The sequence below is a fragment of the Hypnocyclicus thermotrophus genome, from assembly GCF_004365575.1.
Classification (GTDB): domain Bacteria; phylum Fusobacteriota; class Fusobacteriia; order Fusobacteriales; family Fusobacteriaceae; genus Hypnocyclicus; species Hypnocyclicus thermotrophus.
The window spans coordinates 1-18,869 of record NZ_SOBG01000009.1; the positions used below are offsets into that span (position 1 = coordinate 1).

At 25.4% G+C, this 18,869-nt stretch carries 18 protein-coding genes; 9 read left to right on the plus strand and 9 right to left on the minus strand.

Going from position 1 to position 18,869, the window contains the following annotated elements:
• Positions 1-156 precede the first annotated feature (156 nt).
• Positions 157-447 carry a hypothetical protein gene (locus EV215_RS09120; protein WP_134113707.1) on the plus strand — a complete coding sequence of 97 codons (291 nt, stop codon included), beginning with the start codon at positions 157-159 and terminating at the stop codon, positions 445-447.
• Positions 448-484: 37 nt separating this feature from the next.
• Here the strand turns inward: EV215_RS09120 and EV215_RS09125 are convergent, their stop codons facing one another.
• The 9 genes from EV215_RS09125 to EV215_RS09165 form a co-directional block, all read right to left on the minus strand.
• Entirely contained in the window at positions 485-2,206 is a 1,722-nt protein-coding gene (locus EV215_RS09125) for a proline--tRNA ligase (protein ID WP_134113708.1), read from the minus strand.
• A 28-nt stretch (positions 2,207-2,234) separates the two neighbouring features.
• Entirely contained in the window at positions 2,235-3,320 is a 1,086-nt protein-coding gene (locus EV215_RS09130) for a type IV pilus twitching motility protein PilT (protein WP_134113709.1), read from the minus strand.
• Between the two features lie 7 nt (positions 3,321-3,327).
• A complete protein-coding gene (gene recG / locus EV215_RS09135; RefSeq protein ID WP_243832417.1) occupies positions 3,328-5,403 on the minus strand; it encodes an ATP-dependent DNA helicase RecG in 2,076 nt (691 codons plus the stop codon).
• The gene (locus EV215_RS09140) at positions 5,354-6,241 is read right to left on the minus strand and encodes a DMT family transporter (RefSeq protein WP_134113710.1); all 888 of its coding nucleotides are present in this window, start codon (positions 6,239-6,241) and stop codon (positions 5,354-5,356) included. Before EV215_RS09140 ends, recG begins: the two co-directional genes overlap by 50 nt.
• A gap of 56 nt (positions 6,242-6,297) precedes the next feature.
• On the minus strand, positions 6,298-7,044 hold the full coding sequence (locus EV215_RS09145; protein ID WP_134113711.1) for a YebC/PmpR family DNA-binding transcriptional regulator: 747 nt from the start codon (positions 7,042-7,044) through the stop codon (positions 6,298-6,300).
• Between the two features lie 150 nt (positions 7,045-7,194).
• Positions 7,195-7,731: a 5-formyltetrahydrofolate cyclo-ligase gene (locus EV215_RS09150; RefSeq protein WP_166667396.1), complete on the minus strand. Its 537-nt coding sequence runs from the start codon at positions 7,729-7,731 to the stop codon at positions 7,195-7,197.
• A complete protein-coding gene (locus EV215_RS09155; protein ID WP_134113713.1) occupies positions 7,728-8,303 on the minus strand; it encodes a uracil-DNA glycosylase in 576 nt (191 codons plus the stop codon). Before EV215_RS09155 ends, EV215_RS09150 begins: the two co-directional genes overlap by 4 nt.
• On the minus strand, positions 8,296-9,090 hold the full coding sequence (locus EV215_RS09160; RefSeq protein WP_134113714.1) for an MBL fold metallo-hydrolase: 795 nt from the start codon (positions 9,088-9,090) through the stop codon (positions 8,296-8,298). The genes EV215_RS09155 and EV215_RS09160 overlap by 8 nt, the downstream gene beginning before the upstream one ends.
• A gap of 140 nt (positions 9,091-9,230) precedes the next feature.
• Entirely contained in the window at positions 9,231-9,539 is a 309-nt protein-coding gene (locus EV215_RS09165; protein WP_134113715.1) for a hypothetical protein, read from the minus strand.
• Between the two features lie 162 nt (positions 9,540-9,701).
• Between EV215_RS09165 and EV215_RS09170 the strand changes: the two genes are divergently transcribed.
• The 8 genes from EV215_RS09170 (at position 9,702) to EV215_RS09205 (ending at position 18,723) form a co-directional block, all read left to right on the plus strand.
• Positions 9,702-13,103 (plus strand): DNA polymerase III subunit alpha, encoded by a 3,402-nt coding sequence (locus tag EV215_RS09170; RefSeq protein WP_134113716.1) that lies wholly within the window; start codon positions 9,702-9,704, stop codon positions 13,101-13,103.
• A gap of 93 nt (positions 13,104-13,196) precedes the next feature.
• On the plus strand, positions 13,197-13,604 hold the full coding sequence (locus EV215_RS09175) for an acetyl-CoA carboxylase biotin carboxyl carrier protein (RefSeq protein WP_134113717.1): 408 nt from the start codon (positions 13,197-13,199) through the stop codon (positions 13,602-13,604).
• A gap of 16 nt (positions 13,605-13,620) precedes the next feature.
• The gene (gene accC / locus EV215_RS09180; RefSeq protein WP_134113718.1) at positions 13,621-14,970 is read left to right on the plus strand and encodes an acetyl-CoA carboxylase biotin carboxylase subunit; all 1,350 of its coding nucleotides are present in this window, start codon (positions 13,621-13,623) and stop codon (positions 14,968-14,970) included.
• Positions 14,971-15,107: 137 nt separating this feature from the next.
• Entirely contained in the window at positions 15,108-15,500 is a 393-nt protein-coding gene (locus EV215_RS09185) for an Asp23/Gls24 family envelope stress response protein (protein WP_134113719.1), read from the plus strand.
• Between the two features lie 113 nt (positions 15,501-15,613).
• On the plus strand, positions 15,614-16,171 hold the full coding sequence (gene amaP / locus EV215_RS09190; protein WP_134113720.1) for an alkaline shock response membrane anchor protein AmaP: 558 nt from the start codon (positions 15,614-15,616) through the stop codon (positions 16,169-16,171).
• A complete protein-coding gene (locus EV215_RS09195; RefSeq protein WP_166667397.1) occupies positions 16,137-16,370 on the plus strand; it encodes a DUF2273 domain-containing protein in 234 nt (77 codons plus the stop codon). Before amaP ends, EV215_RS09195 begins: the two co-directional genes overlap by 35 nt.
• 27 nt (positions 16,371-16,397) lie before the next feature.
• A complete protein-coding gene (gene nusB / locus EV215_RS09200; protein ID WP_134113722.1) occupies positions 16,398-16,805 on the plus strand; it encodes a transcription antitermination factor NusB in 408 nt (135 codons plus the stop codon).
• Positions 16,806-16,815: 10 nt separating this feature from the next.
• On the plus strand, positions 16,816-18,723 hold the full coding sequence (locus tag EV215_RS09205; protein ID WP_134113723.1) for an anti-sigma factor antagonist: 1,908 nt from the start codon (positions 16,816-16,818) through the stop codon (positions 18,721-18,723).
• Positions 18,724-18,869 lie beyond the last annotated feature (146 nt).

The window sequence follows — 18,869 nt, forward strand, 5'->3', positions numbered from 1 at the left end:
ATGTTTGGATTTAAAAGTCCAAATGAAGTTTATGAAGAAAAATTAGTTAAATTAGCATAGGGGTAGATGTGTGCAATTAAACTTGCAATTTTCATTATGAAAAAAATATTTAAAAAAAAAAGAAAAAATGATATACTATTAATGGAGGTGTAAAAAATGTGTGAAATTCCAACTGCCTACCAATATGAAATGGAAAATATTACTGATTTATTAGAAGCAATTAAAATAAATAATAGTGATTATACTCTAATAAAATTATTAAAAGAACATTTAGATGAACTTATAGAAAAAATAGATAATGAAGATGTAAAAAGTAAAATAAAGCTTATTAGAAAAAAAGTCGTTCTTATTGAAAAAAATCTAGATATAGTATCAGATAGATTTTTTGAAGAAACTTATTATTTATTGAGTTATATAAGAAAATGCAATAAAAAAGCTGTTAGTTAAGTGAACTAATAAAATTCACTTATTAACAGCTTTTATTTTATAAAGTTTTAATTAACTCTCTTACTTTATTAATAACTTCATTTGCAGAAATTTCTATTGTTTCTCCAGTTTTTCTTAATTTTATTTCCACAATATCTTCATCAGATTTTTTTCCTACTACAATTTTTATAGGAAGTCCAATAAGGTCACTATCTTTCATTTTAAATCCTAGTCTTTCATTTCTATCATCAATTATTGTATCAATATTTGTTTCAGAAAAATTTTTATATAATTTTTCAGCTAGATCAACTTGAGTTTGATTTTTCATATTTGCTGGAATTATATTTACAATAAATGGCGCAATAGAAACAGGCCATATAATACCGTATTCATCATAATTTTGTTCAATTGCAGAAGCCATAGTACGAGAAACACCAATACCATAACACCCCATTGTCATTACTTGAAGTTTACCGTTTTTATCTAAGTATTTAGCACCTAAAGCTTCAGCATAGCCAGTACCAAGCTTAAATACCTGTCCTACTTCTATTCCTCTAGCTATTTCAAGAGTTCCGTCACAATGAGGACAAGGTTCTCCTGATTTGACCATTCTTATGTCATAAAATTTATTAATTTTTAAATCTCTGTTAATATTTGCATTTATATAATGTTTATCTTTTATATTAGCACCTATTACCATATTTTTCATTGGTTTTATAGTTTCATCAGCTACTACATAGATATCTTCTGATATATTTTTTAGTGCTCCGCAATATCCTTTAGTTATGCTTAATTTTTCAAACTCTTCATCAGTTATTAATTCTAGTTCTACAGGAGAATTTACTGCATTTTTTAATTTGATTTCATTTACTTCATAATCTCCTCTAATTAGAGCCATATAATATTTAGTTTCTGTCTCTAAAATTGATTTAAACATCATTGCTTTTACAGTTTTAGTAATATCAACATTTAAAAATTTAGCTACATCTTCTATCGAAGAAGTATTTTTAGTATCAATTAATGTTAACTCTTTTTCAGCTTCATCATTTTGAGTTAATTCAATATTTGATACAGCTTTTTCGGAATTTGCAGCATAATCACATTTATTGCAATATAAGATATCATCTTCACCAGATTCAGCGAGTACATGAAATTCGTGAGTATGACTCCCACCAATAGCTCCACTATCAGCTTCAACAGGTCTAAAATTAAGGCCACATCTAGTAAAAATTCTTTCATAGGCTTTGTACATATTGTGATATTCTCTATCTAAATCTTCTTCAGAAGTATGAAAGCTATAAGCGTCTTTCATTAAGAATTCTCTACCTCTCATAAGTCCAAATCGAGGTCTTCTTTCATCTCTAAATTTTGTTTGGATTTGATAAAGGTTTATAGGCAAATCTTTGTATGATTTTATATCATTTCTAATGATATCGGTAATAACTTCTTCATGAGTAGGTCCAAGAACAAAATCTCTATTGTGTCTGTCTTGCATTCTCATCATTTCTTCACCCATTTTTAACCATCTACCAGATTCTTTCCACAATTCTGCTGGTTGTAAGACGGGCATTAAAATTTCTTGACATCCTGCATTATCTAATTCTTCTCTAATGATTTTTTCTATTTTATTCAATGTTATTTTACCAAGAGGTAAATAAGAGTAAATTCCACTTGCAAGTTTTTTAATCATTCCAGCTCTAAGTAGTAATTGATGACTTATAACTTCAGCTTCCTTTGGGCTTTCTTTTAATGTTTTTAAATATAGTTTGCTAAATCTCATTTAAACCACCTTTCTAAATATTAAATATTTAATAAAAATCTGATAAATCATTTGTAATACCAGATTTTAACATTTCTATATCTGTTTTTATTGTAGCATTTGCATGTGCTACTTCATATGAAATAATATTTTGTTTATATAACTCAACAATATTTTGATCAAATGATTGCATTCCAAACATATCTTTATTAGCTTTTATAATATCAGGAATTTTTTGAGTTCCTTCATCTATTTTTATTAATTCTTGAATTGTAGATGTTGTTCGAAGTATTTCGTTTATGGCACGCTTATTATTGTCTACTGTTTTTAAAAGCTTTTGAGAAATTACAGCTTTTAGATTATCACTCAATTGATATCTTATTTGTTTATGCTTATCTACTGGAAAAAAATCAAGTATTCTTGAGATAGTTTTTGTAGCATTTACAGTATGCAGTGTAGATATTACAAGATGACCTGTTTCAGCTGCTTTTAATGCTGTTTCAATAGTTTCTTGGTCACGTAGTTCTCCAATATAAATTATATCAGGATCTTGACGAAGCACATATTTTAACGCAAGATTAAAATCAGGTATATCATTGGGAACTTCTTTTTGACTTATAATTGATTTTTTATCTTTAAATAAAAATTCAATAGGATCTTCAAAAGTTATAATGTTTTTTCTATAATTGCTGTTTATATGTTCCAAAATAGCAGCTACCGTCGTAGACTTTCCACTTCCAGTAGCACCAGTAACTAAGATTATTCCATCTTTTTCTTTTGCGATTTCTTTTAATATAACTGGTAGATGTAGAGTCTCAATATCTGGAATATCAAAAGGAATAAGTCTAGCTACTATCATATAAGAACTTCTAGAAAGAGAAATATTTAATCTAAATCTACCTGTTCCTGGAACAGAATAAGATATATCATAGTTTAATGAAGATAAAAATTTCTCTTTTGCTTTTTCATCTAAAATATCATTAACGATTTCTTCTAAATCTGTTTTTTTTAACCTTTCACAATTATCTAAATTAATTAAATCACCATTTTTTCTAATAATAGGTGTATTTCCTACTCTTAAATGAAGATCAGAACCATTATTATCTACAAGATATTTTAAATATTTATCTATCATATATACTCTACCCCTTTATCTCTTCGACATTATAACGCTTATTAATATCATGTTGCATATAAATATTGTCAATTTTTCCATTATTTTCAAATAAATATTTTGTAGCTAAATCTTTTACAAATTTTATTAATTTGATATCTTTTACAAAATCAATAAATTGCATATCACTAGAACCACTTTGCTTTGTCCCAAAAATTTCTCCAATTTTTCTAAGTTTTAAATCTTCTTCAGCGATTACAAATCCATCAGTAGTTTGTTCCATTATTTCAAGACGTTTTATAGAAAGTTCATTTTTGGTACTTGAAACAAGAAAACAATATGATTTAAATTTTCCTCTTCCAACTCTTCCACGTAATTGATGAAGTGCACTAAGCCCAAATCTATGAGCATCACTAATTACCATTATTGTAGCATTTGGTACATTAATACCTACCTCAATAACTGTAGTAGATACAATTATATCATATTTTTTCTTTTTAAAATCATGCATAATTTTATCTTTTTCACTATTTTTCATTTTACCATGTAAGAGAGCCACTTTATAATCAGAAAAATATTTATTTTTCAACTCTTCATACAATTCAGTAGCAGATTTTACATTTAAACTTTCACTTTCATCAATAAGTGGAGCTACAAAATATGCTTGTCTAGCTTGGCCAAGTTGTTTTCTAATAAAATTATACATTTTATTTAATTCGTTTTCGTTTTGTATCCATTTTGTTTTTATAGGAATACGACCTGGAGGAAGTTCATTTATAATAGATATATCGAGATCGCCATAAATACTAAGAGCTAGAGAACGAGGGATTGGAGTAGCACTCATGACAATAAGATTAGCGAGAACTCCTTTATTTCTTAAGTTACGCCGTTGTAATACTCCAAATCTATGTTGTTCATCTATAACCACAAGCCCTAATTTATTAAATTCAACATTATCTTCAATGAGAGAATGTGTACCTATTATAATATTTGTTAAACCATGTTTTATTTCATTTAAAAGTTTTTCTTTTCGTTTTCCTTTTATAGAACTTGTTAATAAATCTACTTTTATTCCAAATTCATAAAGTGAATCAACCATAGATAGATAATGTTGGACAGCTAAAATTTCTGTAGGAGCCATAATTGCTGTTTGATATCCATTTTCTACCATATAAAGCATCATAATTGTAGCAACTATTGTTTTCCCACTACCAACATCTCCTTGAATAAGCCGGTTTACTATTTTACCATTAATTAAATCCTTATAAATTTCAGTAATTACTTTTTTTTGAGCATTTGTCAATTCAAAAGAAAGTGAATCTAAAAATTTTTTAACAAGATGTTTGTTATCATCAAGTTTATATTTTTCTTTATTTTGTAATTCCACTTCAAATCTTTTAGAAATTATACTTAATTCTAATGTAAGGAGTTCTTCTAATGCAAATCTTTTTTTAGCCAATGTTATATCATTATTTTTTTTTGGAAAATGTATTTTTAAAATAGCTTCTTTTCTATCTAATATGTCATATTTTTTTAATATAGAACTAGGTATATTTTCAAAAATATTGTCTATATATTTATTTATTACTTTTTTGATTATAGCTCTTAGAGTACGTTGAGTAACTTTGTTAATACTGCTATAAACAGGTAAAACTTTTGCTTCTATTTTATCCTCGTCGTCAATTTTTTTATATTCTGGATTAATTATTTCATAGCCGTATGTTTTTTTTACTTTTCCAATAATTGATAATCGGTCACCAGCAAAAATTGTTTTTTTTAGATAAGGCATTTGAAACCAAGACAATCGTATAGTACCAGTTCCATCAGAAAGTGTTGCTTGAAAAATTATTTTTTTTGTACGGGTTTTTACCAAATTAGTTTTTAAAACAACTCCAGTAAGAACAACAGTTTCATCAGCTTTTATATCTATTATTTTTTTTAAATTACTTTTATCTTCATAAGTTCTAGGGAAAAAATATATTATATCTATAATATATTTTAAATTAAGAGATTTTAATATTTTTATTTTTTTTTCATCTAAAAAATCTATATTTTCAATTTTGTTGTATAGACTTAAATATTTTATTTCTTTTTCTAGAAGCAATAAAAACACCACCTAATGTAAAAATTGTTCCTATAATCATAAGTAGAGTAATAGGATATCCATATATTATTTTACTTAGTATCATAGCAAAAATAGGTAGTAAATAAATATATAAGCTAGATGTAAGTATACCTAGATGATTAACTACTCTATTCCATAATAAAAAGCATATTGCTGAGGTAATTAATCCTAAAAATAATAAACTACTTATTGTACTAATATTTATATTAAAATTTAAAGAAAAATCTCCTATTAAAAACATTAAAGGAAGTGATGTAAGAATACCAGATAAAAATACGTATCGAGTAATAATAATAGGAGTTATATTTTTATTAAATTTTTCTAAAATTATAGTATAAATAGACCAACTAAAAGCCGCTAGAAAAGCTAAAAAATCTCCTAAAGGATTTAATTGTAATATTCTACCATTAAATATTACAAAAAATAATCCTATTAAAGAAAAAATAGATCCTATTAATAAATTTTTTTCAAATTTTTTTTTATTAATTATATGTACAATTATAGCATTTAAAATAGGTATAGTACTAAGAATAAGAGTAGAATTACCAGGTGAAGTATATTTTAATGAACTTATTTCAAAGAAAAAATATGATGAAATACCAAATAATCCTGCTAAAAATACTAATTTAAATTGTGATTTATCTATTTTTATTCTTTTTGGATAGAATAAAAATAGAGATATAAAAGCTATAAATGATCTAATTATAAGTATTTGTGAAGAAGTAAAACCATTTGCTAAAAGTATTTTATTTGGAAAAAATGTAGAGCTCCAAAAAAATATTACAAGTAATGCATTAAAGTGCCAAATATATTGCATAAAGCCTCCTTCTATAAAAAAAGACGTTCTAAAATTTGAACGCCTAAAATAAAAAATTAATTCATTAATTTTTCCATTAATTCATCAGGAATGTTAAAGTTAGCATAAACTTCTTGAACATCTTCATTATCTTCTAAAGCTTCATAAAGTTTTAAGACTTGTTTTGCTGTTTCTTCATCTGTTATGTCAATTTCATTTTCAGGAACAAAAGTAATTTCTGCAGATTCAGCTACTAATTCATTATCTTCTAAAGCTTTTTTTATATTCTCAAAATCTTCTGGAGCTGTATATACTAAAAAGTTATCTCCATTTTCTATAATATCTTCTGCACCAGATTCTAAAGCTAATTCCATTATTTTTTCTTCATCAACATTAGAAAAAGTTAATACTCCTTTTCTATGAAACATCCAAGAAACACTTCCACTTTCACCTAAATTTCCATTATTTTTAGAAAAATTAGATCTAACTGTTGAGGCAGTTCTATTTTTATTATCAGTAACAACATCTACTATAAAAGCAACACCACTAGGGCCATACCCTTCATATCTTATTTCAAAATATTCTACACCTTCGATTTCACCAGTACCTTTTTTAATAGCTCTTTCGATGTTATCTTTTGGCATATTTCCTGCTTTTGCTTTATCTAAAGCAAGTCTTAATCTCGGATTGAAATTAGGGTCACCACCACCGTCTCTAGCAGCAATTGTAAGCTCTTTTGCTAATTTTGTAAAAAGCTTAGCTCTTGCTTTATCTTGTCTACCTTTTCTATGTTGTATATTTGCCCATTTACTATGTCCAGCCACAAAAAATACCTCCTAATAATTTGTTGTAAAAATGCCTCATTAAAATAATTTTAGAAATATTTTATGAGACTAGGTTGATCCTAAATTTTTACATGTATTTACAAATAATTTTATCATAGCATTTTTAATTTTTCAAGAAATAATATAATTTTAAATAATATGATTATTATCAAAAATAAAATCTATTTTTATATCATGTTTTTCATTATTTATTTTTTCTACTAATTGAAAAGGATATATTAGCGACACTTTTATACTAGATAAATATTTTTGTAAAAATTTGTCGTAATAACCTTTTCCAAAACCTATTCTATTTTTATATTTATCAAAAGCTATGCCAGGAACTATTATTAAATCAATTTCGTCTATAAAAATATCTCCACTAGGTTCTTTTATATCATATTTTCCTTTTATGAAATTATCGTTATAGAGTTTAGGATAAACTTTATCATTTATTATAGCAGGTAAAAGTAAAGTTTTATTATCTTTTATAATTTCTTGATTTATATATATTGTATTTACTTCATTTTTTATAGGAATATATGACATAATAGTTTTAGCATTTTTATATAAACTACTGTTTATAAAAATTTGTGTAAGTTCTTTAGAATAGAGTTCAATATAATTTTTATCTAATTTTTCACGTTTATTTTTAATAGATTTTCTTATTTCATTTTTATTTTTCATAAAAGCTCCATTTTTTCTTTTATCATTTTCATATCTTGCCAATTAAGCCATCTAGGGCTATTCATCTGTTTATCTGTTTCACGTAGTAAGTATGAGGGATCAAATAAAGGAATAAGGAGTATTCCTCCATTCCATTCATAAACATCTCCATGTATTTTTCTTATATCAACTTCTTGCTCTAATAAAACTTCAGTTGCAGTTTTACCTAGAGTAACAATTATTTTTGGATTTATAATAGCTATTTGCATATGTAAAATATCTTTATAAAAATTAATTTCTTGTTTTGTTAATTCTTCGAATTTTGCATTACATTTAATTATATTAGTTATATACATATCATCTAAAGTTATATCGACTAAATCACATACTTGAAAAAAGAAACTACCACTTGTACCAGGAAGAGTATTTCCAGTTTCATCTTCAAAAAGATTTAAATCATTTCCAATAAACATAACTTTAGCTTGTTTATTTCCAGCACCAAGTAATACTTTTTCATTTCTATTACCTAGGTTTGCTATTTTTGTAGAACTTATTTCAAATGCTAATTCTTCCCATAATAAATTTTTATCCATTGTTTTCACCTTTTACATAATATATTTCGCTATTTTCTCCATAATTAATTATTTTAAAATCAACGTTAATATTATTTTCATTAAATTTTGAGGAGATAGTAGTATATGCTAAATCATAAGTGTTACTATCTTTACTCATATGTACAAAATATACTTTTTCTATATTTTTATGATAAATATCACAAATTAATTTTGCAGCGTCATCATTTGAGAGATGTCCGTTATTTGATTTTACTCTTGATTTTAACTGCCAAGGATAATCATTTTGCATAAGCATATCATAGTCGTAATTTGCTTCAATTATTAATAAATTTAAATTCTTTAAAAAATTTTTAGAATAATTATCAACATAACCAATATCAGTAATTATCCCAATCTTTTTATTTTCTACTTCTATCCTATATCCAAGTGTTCTAGTTGCGTCATGCATTACATCAAATGGATATATATTAAAAGTATTAAAAAGATTAAAATTTTTATCAGATATAAAATTTAAAAGAGAATTTTCTATTTTTCCTAATTTATCTTTTGAAGACTCATAACTTTCTCTTGTTATATAGATAGGAATATTATACTTTCTAGATATAATACCAGCTCCTAAAATATGGTCAGAATGTTCATGAGTAATAAGAAGAGCATTTACTTTAGAGATATCAACATTTATATTATTTAATTTATCTTTTAGTTTTTTTCCGCTAAAACCAGCATCTATAAGAATTTTGTGATTATTACTTTCTATAAATATGCTATTTCCACTACTTCCACTGCCTAATATTGCTACTTTCATATTAAACCTTTCTATTTTATATAAATTTAAATTATAAAACATAGTTATACTAAAATAAATAATATTATTAATCAAGAATTAACTTAAGTTTTTCTAAAATTATTTTGAGTTTTTTAAAAAAATAAAGCTCAAATTGAGCTTTAAAAAATAATAAATTTTCTGTTATCTTCTGTGATTTTTATCTCTTTTATATAAGGTTTTCCTTTTTTAGACCAATAAAGATTATGAATACCAAGAGGTACTTTTAAATAATTGGTACCATGTCGTAAATTATAATTATCAAGTCTAGGAGTACTTATATTATCGGCTACAGTTATTTGTACTCTTATTTCTGTGTTTAGTATTTCTCTACGTTCTCTAATAATTGGATGTGTTGTAGCATTAGAAGTAATTGCAGTACAAGAGATAAAAGATAAAGTTAATATTAATATTAAAATATATTTTTTCATTTTTAATAACTCCTTAATAAAATATAGATTTGTTATTATAATGTAATTTTCGACTTAAATATTAATTAGTTTAAATATATTTTAACATATAAAAGCCTTGATAGTAAAGTAAATTCGATATATAATTAAATAAATATAAAATAATAACTTGGAGGAAGATAGATGAGTGAATTTGTACACTTACATCTACATACGGAATATAGTTTATTAGATGGAGTAGGAAAAATAGATGAATATATAGATAGAGCAAAAGAACTTGGAATGAAAGCTCTAGCTATTACTGACCATGGAAATATGTTTGGAGCAATAGAATTTTATAAAAAAGCATTAGCGAAAGGTATAAAACCTATTATTGGAATAGAGGCATATTTAGCAGAATATAATATGGAAGAAAAAAAAGGTAAAAACTTTCATATAATATTACTGGCAAAAAATGAAAAAGGATATAAAAATTTAATGAAGTTATCTTCTATTGCATATGAAAAAGGGTTTTATTATAGACCACGTATAGATAAAAATATTTTAAAAGAATATAGTGAAGGAATAATAGCTCTTTCAGCATGTATGCAAGGGGAAATTTCTCAAGCATTAATTGAAAATGATAATAATAAAGCAAAAGAGATAGCTCTGGAGTATAAAGATATTTTTGGAGAAAATTTTTATATAGAAATTCAAGCAAATGGAATAGTAGAACAAAAAATATTAAATGATAAATTATATAAAATAGCAAAAGAGTGCGAAATAGAAGTTGTTGGAACTAATGATGTTCACTATGTATACCATGGTGACAGTGAATTACAAGATATAGTTTTTTGTATACAAACAGGTAAAAAATTAGATGATAAAGATAGAATGAAAATAGAAACAGATGAACTCTATATGAAATCTAAAGAAGAAATATTTGAAGAATTAGGTAAATATGATGGAGCAATAGAAAATACAATAAAAATATCTAAAAAATGTAATGTAGAAATAAAATTTGGTGAATTTAAATTTCCACAATTTGATATACCAGAAAAATTTGGGAATGCTCAAAAATATTTAGAATTTTTAGTTGAAAAAGGAATAATAAATAGATATAGTGAAAATTTTAATAAAGAAATAGAAAAAAGAGTAGAATATGAATTAGAAATAATCAATAAAATGGGATACGAAGAGTATTTTATAGTTGTATGGGACTTTATACATTATGCTAAAAGTAAAAATATACCAATAGGGCCTGGAAGAGGTTCAGCTGCTGGAAGTATAGTAGCATATGCACTTGGGATAACAGAACTTGATCCTATAAAATATAATCTAATATTTGAAAGATTTTTAAATCCAGAACGTATATCAATGCCAGATATAGATATAGATATTTGTCAAGAAAGACGTCATGAAGTAATAGAATATGTAACAAATAAATATGGAATGAATAAAGTAGCACAAATTATTACTTTTGGGACAATGAAAGCTAGAGCAGCAGTAAGAGATGTTGGGAGAGTAATGGATATTCCACTAAGTAAAGTAGATAAAATAGCAAAGCTAATACCATTTAATATAAATTTAATAACAGCTTTATCTAAAATAAAAGAATTAAAAAAAATATATGATAGTGATAGTGAGATAAAAAAATTAATTGATATTTCCATAAGAATAGAAGGAAAAGTAAGACATTCATCTATACATGCAGCTGGAATAGTAATAACTAAAAATGATCTTATAGAAGAAGTACCTATATATTATGATACTAAAAGTTCTATTTATTCTACTCAATATCAAATGAAAGAATTAGAAGATTTAGGGCTTTTAAAAATGGACTTTTTAGGACTTCGAAACCTTACTATCATCCAAAGAACACTTGATTATATAGCAGAAGATACAGGAGAAAAATTAGATATTAATAAGATAGAATTAGATAATGAAAAAGTATATAAATTACTTCAAAGAGGAGATACATTAGGGATATTTCAATTAGAATCAAGTGGAATAACAAAATTAATAAAAAGACTAAAACCAAATAGATTTGAAGATATTATAGCACTTTTAGCCTTATATAGACCAGGGCCTTTGGGTAGTGGGATGGTAGATGATTTTATAAAAGCAAAAAATGGGGAAATAAAGATAAAATATCCAGATGATACATTAAAAGATATACTTGAAGAAACTTATGGAGTGATATTGTATCAAGAGCAAGTAATGAAAATAGCTAGTATTATGGCTAATTATACTATGGGGGAAGCAGATCTTCTTCGTAGAGCCATGGGAAAAAAGAAAATAGAAATAATGGAAGAAAATAGAGAAAAATTTGTAAAAAGAGCAATGGAAAAAGGATATACAGAAGATAAAGCTAGATATATATTTAGTCTTGTTGATAAATTTGCAGGATATGGATTTAATAAATCACATTCTGCAGCATATGCACTTATTGCTTATTGGACAGCATATTTAAAATCAAATTATCCTATTCAGTATTTTGCAGCTTTAATGACTTCTGAAATACATAATATAGATAAATTGGGACTTTATGTAGAAGATGCAAAAAAACATAAAATAAGATTAAGTGCACCAGATATAAATAATCCATCAACAAAATTTGTAATAAAAAATGGTAAAATAATATTTGGACTAGCGGCAATAAAGAATATAGGATTAACAATAGTAGAAAACATAATAAAAGAAAGATATGAAAATGGAGAGTACAGAAGTTATGAAGATTTTGTAAATAGGACTAAAAAATATGGAATGAATAAAAAAATATTAGAAGCTCTTATACTTGCAGGAGCTCTTGATAGTTTACCAGGAAATAGAAAACAAAAATATTTAGGAATATCAGAAGTACTTGAAAATGCTAATAAAATTGTGGCACTTGATGAAGTACAACAAATGGGACTTTTTGGAGATAGTAGCAAAAAGTTAGATAGTTTTAAATTTCAAAATGTAACAGAATTTGAAAAATCTAGTTTATTAAGGGCGGAAAAAGAGTATATAGGAATATATATTTCGGGACATCCACTTGATGAGTATAAAGATATATTAGATGTATATGAATTAAATAGCATACGAGAGATACATAATGAAAATATAAACTTTGTAAAAACTTTTGGTATAATAAAAAATTTAAAAAAATTAGTAACTAAAAAAAGTAGAGAAAGTATGGCTACATTTATACTTGAAGGATATGATCTAAGTATAGGAGTAACTATTTTTCCAAAAGAGTTTAAAAAATATATGCATTATTTAGTCGAAAATGAAGCAGTATATGTTTCTGGCACTATTAATTATGATAATTTTTCTGGTAATGAAGAAAAAAAAATCTTTATACGAGAGATGATACCATTAGGTGATATAGATGAGATTGATAGTTTTAAAGTATATATATTAGTGGATGAAAAAGAAAAATCAAAGATGACTAGGTTAAAACAGCTATTAAAAAAATATAAAGGAAATCATAGAGTATATTTAGCAATAAAAAATAAAAGACAAGTAATAGAGCTATCTAAAAATTATAGAATTATTCCAACAAAATATTTTATAACAGAGTTAAAAAACATAATAGGAGCTGATAGAATAAAAATTATATAAAATAACAATTGTTATTTTATTGTTATTGCACTTAAAAAAAAATTGTGATAAAATACCGTTGAAAGTTGATAATAAATAATAGGAGGGAATATTTTGGAATTCAAAGAAATAAAAAATATAATAAATATTTTAAATGAAACAGATCTTATAGAAATAGATGTTACATTTGGAAAAGAAAGAGTTTTTATAAAAAAAGATAATGTAGTAAAACAAGTATTGAAATCGACTAAAGCACCAAAAAAAGAAGAAATGTCTAAAAAAGAATTAATAGAGATAAAATCACAAAATGTAGGAAATATAATTTTATTAAATAAAACAGGGGAACCAATAGTAAAAAAAGGTCAAAGTATAAAAGAAGGAGAAGTATTAGCGTATATAGAATCAGTAGGATTAAAAGCTGAAGTAAAATCACCAGTTAATGGAATTATATCTGATGTATTATTAGCAGACGGTGATTTAGCAGATTATGGGAAAATTTTATTTTTGATTGAAAAAGCTTAATTATGGGAGGAGAATAATGTTTAAAAAGATACTTATCGCCAATAGAGGCGAGATAGCAGTAAGAATAATAAGAACCGCTAAAGAAATGGGGATAAAAACAGTTGCTATTTATTCAGAAGCTGATAAAGAAAGTTTACATGTAAAATTAGCAGATGAGGCTGTATGTGTAGGACCAGCTCTTAGTAGTGAATCATATTTGAAAATACCAAATGTAATAGCAGCAGCAGAAGCAGTAGGAGCAGATGCTATTCATCCTGGGTATGGATTTTTAGCAGAAAATTCAGAGTTTGCAAAAATATGTGCAGATCACAATATTACATTTATAGGGCCTAGTCCAGAATGTATTATAAATATGGGAGATAAAGCTACGGCTAGAGCAAGTGCTATAAAAAATAATGTTCCAATCACAAGAGGATCAGATGGAATTATTTCTGATATAGAAGAAGCTAAAAAACTTGTAAATGAAGTTATTACATATCCGGTAATGATAAAAGCTACTGCTGGTGGCGGTGGTAAAGGAATGAGAATAGCTAGAAATGATGAAGAACTTGAAAAAAATATGGTTGCAGCTAGTCAAGAAGCAAAAGCAGCATTTGGAAATCCAGATGTGTATATAGAAAAATATGTAGAAAATCCTAGACATATAGAAGTGCAAATAGTTGGAGATAAACATGGAAATGTAGTACATTTAGGTGAAAGAGATTGTTCTATTCAAAGAAGACATCAAAAATTAGTAGAAGAAGCTCCATCGGTAGCAATAGATAGTAAAACAAGAAAAGCTATGGGAGAAGCAGCTGTAAGACTTGCAAAATCGATAAATTATGATAGTGCAGGTACATTAGAATTTTTATTAGATACTCAAGGAAATTTTTATTTTATGGAAATGAATACTAGAATTCAAGTAGAACATACTGTAACAGAAGTAGTAACAGGGGTAGATATAATTAAAGAGCAAATTTTAGCTGCTGCAGGAGAGCCATTATCTATAAAACAAGAAGATATAGAGATAAAAGGGCATGCAATAGAGTGTAGAATAAATGCTGAAGATAGTGAAAATGGATTTTTACCGTCAGCAGGAACTATAGAAAAATATATTCCAGCAGGTGGATATGGAATAAGAGTAGATTCTCATTCGTATGCTGGATACACTATTCCTCCATATTATGATTCTATGATTGCAAAACTTATAGTTTATGGAGATACAAGAAAAGAAGCTATAAATAGAATGAAAAGAGCATTAGACGAATATATAATAGAGGGAGTAGATACAACTATTCCATTTCATAAAAAAGTAATGAATAATAAAGTATATAATGAGGGGGATGTATATACTAGCTTTATAGAAACTCATTTAGAAAAAAAATAAAGGAATTTATAAAATCTTTTAGAATAATAATTTAGATGATTTTAAGAAAAATTTTGTATATTGATTTAGAGTATTAAAATTGATAAATCAAAGTTTTGCGTTGAATTAAAAGTATATAAAAATAAGGAGGGGTATAAATGGCGGAAGTAGGAAATATAAAAATAGCAGATGAAGTAGTAGCAGTAATAGCGTCAAAAGCTGCCACAAATATAGATGGTGTACATAAAATGAGTGGAAATGTAGCAGACGAAGTAAACAAATTTTTAGGAAAGAAAAACTCTGCTAAAGGAATAAAAGTAGAAGTAGGAGAAAAAGAATGTACAGTAGATGCATATATTGTAGTAGACTATGGGAAACCAATACCAGAGGTAGCAAATGCAGTTCAACAAAACATCATTAAAGAAATAACAATGATGACTGGATTAAACGTAGTAGAAGTAAATGTTTATATTCAAGATTTACATTTTCCTTCAGATGATAAAGAAGAAATAGAAGCTGAAAATGAGGAATTGATAGAAGAAGCGTATTAAAAATTAGCCTCCGATATAAAAGGAGGTTTTTTTTATTTAAAAAAATTATTTGTTATTTTCTTTAAATTAGTATAAAATATATTAGAAATAATAAAAAGAAAAAGGGTGATATTATGTTGTGGATGTTTTTATTTGCTATAGGTTGGATAGGTTTGGGTATTATATCACTGGGTACAATGTTTTTAGCAGTTTTTCCTAAATATTTTTCAATAGTTAATTATTATAATATTAATTTTAGGCTAATAATATTAGGAGTAGGTTTTTTTTATTTTGCATTGTTTATTGAAAAATTACTAAGACTTTTTAAAAAAGAGGAAGCTTATTATCTTGATACTGAAAATGGAAAAATAAGAATAACAATTTCAGCACTAAATACTTTAATAAAAAAAGAAATAACAAAAAGAAAAAATTTAAAACTTATAAAAATGAAAAATAGTATTAATAAAAAAGGTGTTTATGTAAAAATAGAAATAGAAATATTAGAAACAGACAATGTATCTTTAAAATTAAAAACAATACAAGAAGATATAAAAAATAGAACAAAAGAAGTATTTGATATAGAAGTAAAAAGTGTAGATATAGTGACTAGTAAAGTTAAAGATATAGTAAAAGTTGATAATATAGGAGATGAAAATAATGCTGACAGAGATATTAGAGAAATTGATAGTTAATAGAAAAAAAATATTAGCAGCAATACTCGGATTCATTTTTGGAATAGTATATATATCTTTTGGGTTTTTAGATACTTTAATAGTTGCATTATTTACTATTATTGGTTATAATTACATGAGAATTTATAGAGAAGTTATTTATTTTTTTAAAAAAGTTTTAAAAAAATTAAAACAATTTGCAAAAAAAATGGAAGAATAATTATATTATAGATTAGAGAGGTTAAAAATGAGCAGAAGAGTAGCAAGAGAAGAAGTTTTTAAGATATTATTTGAAAGTGAACTTAGTAACACTGATTTAAAAGATGTACTATTAAGTTATTTAAAAAGAGAGGAATTAGAAAATTTAAGAGAACCACAAATAAAATTTATAAAAGAATATATTACAGGAATTGCAGAAAATTTAGAAGAAATAAATAAAGTAATAGATGAAAATATGATAAATTGGAATATTGATAGAATAGGAAATGTGGAAAAAGTTCTTTTGAGATTTGGTGCTTTTGAATTATTAAAAAAAGATACAGGAAAAGAAATAGTAGTAAATGAAATAATTGAGATAGCAAAGAAATATGGAAATGAGAAGTCGCATGAATTTATAAATGGAGTGTTAGCAAATATTATAAAATCGATAAATTAGGTGAGTATAGATGAAAAAAAGAATTGCTATCATTATAAAAGATCATGAATTAGAAAGAAATATATCAGATTTGCTTAGAGATAATCGATATATAGTAGATATACTATCTGTAGAAAATATTATTGATAATATTTTAGAGAATAAAATAGACTTACTTATTTTAGGTGCTCAAAGTATAAATGAAATTGAATTAGCTAGAAAATCTGAAAAGGTATCACAAATACCTGTAATTGTTGTATTTGATAGAAATGTAGGAAATGCAGATATAGTAGATACGTTTAAAAAAGGAGTATCTGATATAATTTATGTAAAAAAAGAAAGTTATAAACCAATATTAGATGCTGTAGATAGATTTTTTAACAAAGATGAAGAAGAAGTAAATATTGAAATAAAAAATATTAATCAATGGACAGTAATTACAATAAAATCAGAATTAAATCCTAAAAATTCATATTATCTAAAAGTAAAAATAGATGAATTATTAAAAAATAATAGAAAAAATTTTATAATTGATATATCTACATTGAATTATATGGAATCAGTAGGACTTGGAGTACTTATTTATATAAGAAAAAAAGTTCATGAAATATCAGGAGAAGCAAAATATATTATTACATCTAATAGAATAAAAAAACTTATTAGCATTGTAAAGCTTGAAAAATATATAGAGATGTATGATAATATAAATGATGTAACAAGCATAGAAGTAGACAATGATAAAATATTAGTAGCAATAGTAGATGATGCTAAATTTATGAGAGCGTTGATATCAACAGTACTTCAAGAAGAAGGATTTGCTACGATAGCTTATGGTGATCCTTTAGAGGCTTTAGAAGAATTAAGATATAAAGAACCAGATATAATACTAGTAGATTATGAAATGCCAAATCTAAATGGATTAGAATTTATAAGAGAATTTAAGCCTAAAAAAAGAAATATACCTACAGTAATGCTTACTACAGAAACAGATGTTAATTTGGCAGTTAGTGCAATGAGGTTAGGAGCTTCTGATTTTTTAAATAAACCTTTTAAAAAAGAAGAACTTATACATATATTAAAAAAAGTAGTTAAAGAAAATAAGTTAATGAAAGAAAATGAAAGACTTTTTCAAGAATTACAGATTAGAGAAAAAGAGCTTAAAAAGAAAAATAATCAGTTGTTTAAGCTATACTCTGAATTGGAAGAGGAGTTAAAATTGGCATCGGAAATACAAAAAAAATTGTTACCACAAAGTTATCCAGATATAGCAGGATATAATTTTGCAGTGAAATATAAACCTTCACAAGATATAGGCGGAGATTTTTATGATTTTATAAATCTTAATAATAATAGTTATGGAATAGCTTTTGCCGATGTGTCAGGACATGGAATACCTGCAGCATTACTTTCAACAATATTTAAAGTACATTTAGTTACACATTCAAAAGAGATACAAGAACCAAGTAAGTTGCTGACAGTATTAAATGAAAAAGTAGTTGAAACTTTTCCTGACGGTAAATTTATATCACTTTTTTATTTGTTAATGAGTCAAGAAAGTGATACAATAAGATATTGTAGGGCTTCACAAGAACCAGTTTTACATTTAAAAAAAGATGGAAGTGTACAAGAATTACCAGGAAGTAGTCAAGTATTAGGACTTTTTTCGGAAAAAGATTTTCCAGGCGTTTTAAATTTTGAAGATAAAGAAGTAGAGTTATTACCAGGAGAAAAACTATTTTTTTATACTGATGGAATAAATGAAGCACAAAATAAAAATGATGAATTTTATGGACTAGATAGATTGAAACAGGTACTTAGCGAAAATATAAATTGTGGTGCAACAGAACTTATTGAAAATATATATGGCGATTTAAAAGATTTTTTAGAAGGATTACCGGTAATAGATGATCTTACTTTAATGTGTATAGAAAAAAAATAAAAATCAAATGACAAGTAATACTTGTCATTTTTTATAAAAAATAATATATATCAGAAATTAATATAGTAAAATTTATTAGCTATAAGTATTTTATATATAAAATTGCTTTAATATATTTTGTATAATTTAAATAATTTATAAATAAA

Excerpts from the sequence above, each read along its gene's own strand:
- EV215_RS09120 (WP_134113707.1), top strand. The coding sequence starts at position 157 with ATGTGTGAAATTCCAACTGCCTACCAATATGAAATGGAAAATATTACT.
- EV215_RS09125 (WP_134113708.1), bottom strand. The coding sequence starts at position 2,206 with ATGAGATTTAGCAAACTATATTTAAAAACATTAAAAGAAAGCCCAAAG.
- EV215_RS09130 (WP_134113709.1), bottom strand. The coding sequence starts at position 3,320 with ATGATAGATAAATATTTAAAATATCTTGTAGATAATAATGGTTCTGAT.
- EV215_RS09140 (WP_134113710.1), bottom strand. The coding sequence starts at position 6,241 with ATGCAATATATTTGGCACTTTAATGCATTACTTGTAATATTTTTTTGG.
- EV215_RS09150 (WP_166667396.1), bottom strand. The coding sequence starts at position 7,731 with ATGAAAAATAAAAATGAAATAAGAAAATCTATTAAAAATAAACGTGAA.
- EV215_RS09155 (WP_134113713.1), bottom strand. The coding sequence starts at position 8,303 with ATGGATAAAAATTTATTATGGGAAGAATTAGCATTTGAAATAAGTTCT.
- EV215_RS09160 (WP_134113714.1), bottom strand. The coding sequence starts at position 9,090 with ATGAAAGTAGCAATATTAGGCAGTGGAAGTAGTGGAAATAGCATATTT.
- EV215_RS09165 (WP_134113715.1), bottom strand. The coding sequence starts at position 9,539 with ATGAAAAAATATATTTTAATATTAATATTAACTTTATCTTTTATCTCT.
- EV215_RS09170 (WP_134113716.1), top strand. The coding sequence starts at position 9,702 with ATGAGTGAATTTGTACACTTACATCTACATACGGAATATAGTTTATTA.
- accC (WP_134113718.1), top strand. The coding sequence starts at position 13,621 with ATGTTTAAAAAGATACTTATCGCCAATAGAGGCGAGATAGCAGTAAGA.
- EV215_RS09185 (WP_134113719.1), top strand. The coding sequence starts at position 15,108 with ATGGCGGAAGTAGGAAATATAAAAATAGCAGATGAAGTAGTAGCAGTA.
- amaP (WP_134113720.1), top strand. The coding sequence starts at position 15,614 with ATGTTGTGGATGTTTTTATTTGCTATAGGTTGGATAGGTTTGGGTATT.
- EV215_RS09195 (WP_166667397.1), top strand. The coding sequence starts at position 16,137 with ATGCTGACAGAGATATTAGAGAAATTGATAGTTAATAGAAAAAAAATA.
- nusB (WP_134113722.1), top strand. The coding sequence starts at position 16,398 with ATGAGCAGAAGAGTAGCAAGAGAAGAAGTTTTTAAGATATTATTTGAA.
- EV215_RS09205 (WP_134113723.1), top strand. The coding sequence starts at position 16,816 with ATGAAAAAAAGAATTGCTATCATTATAAAAGATCATGAATTAGAAAGA.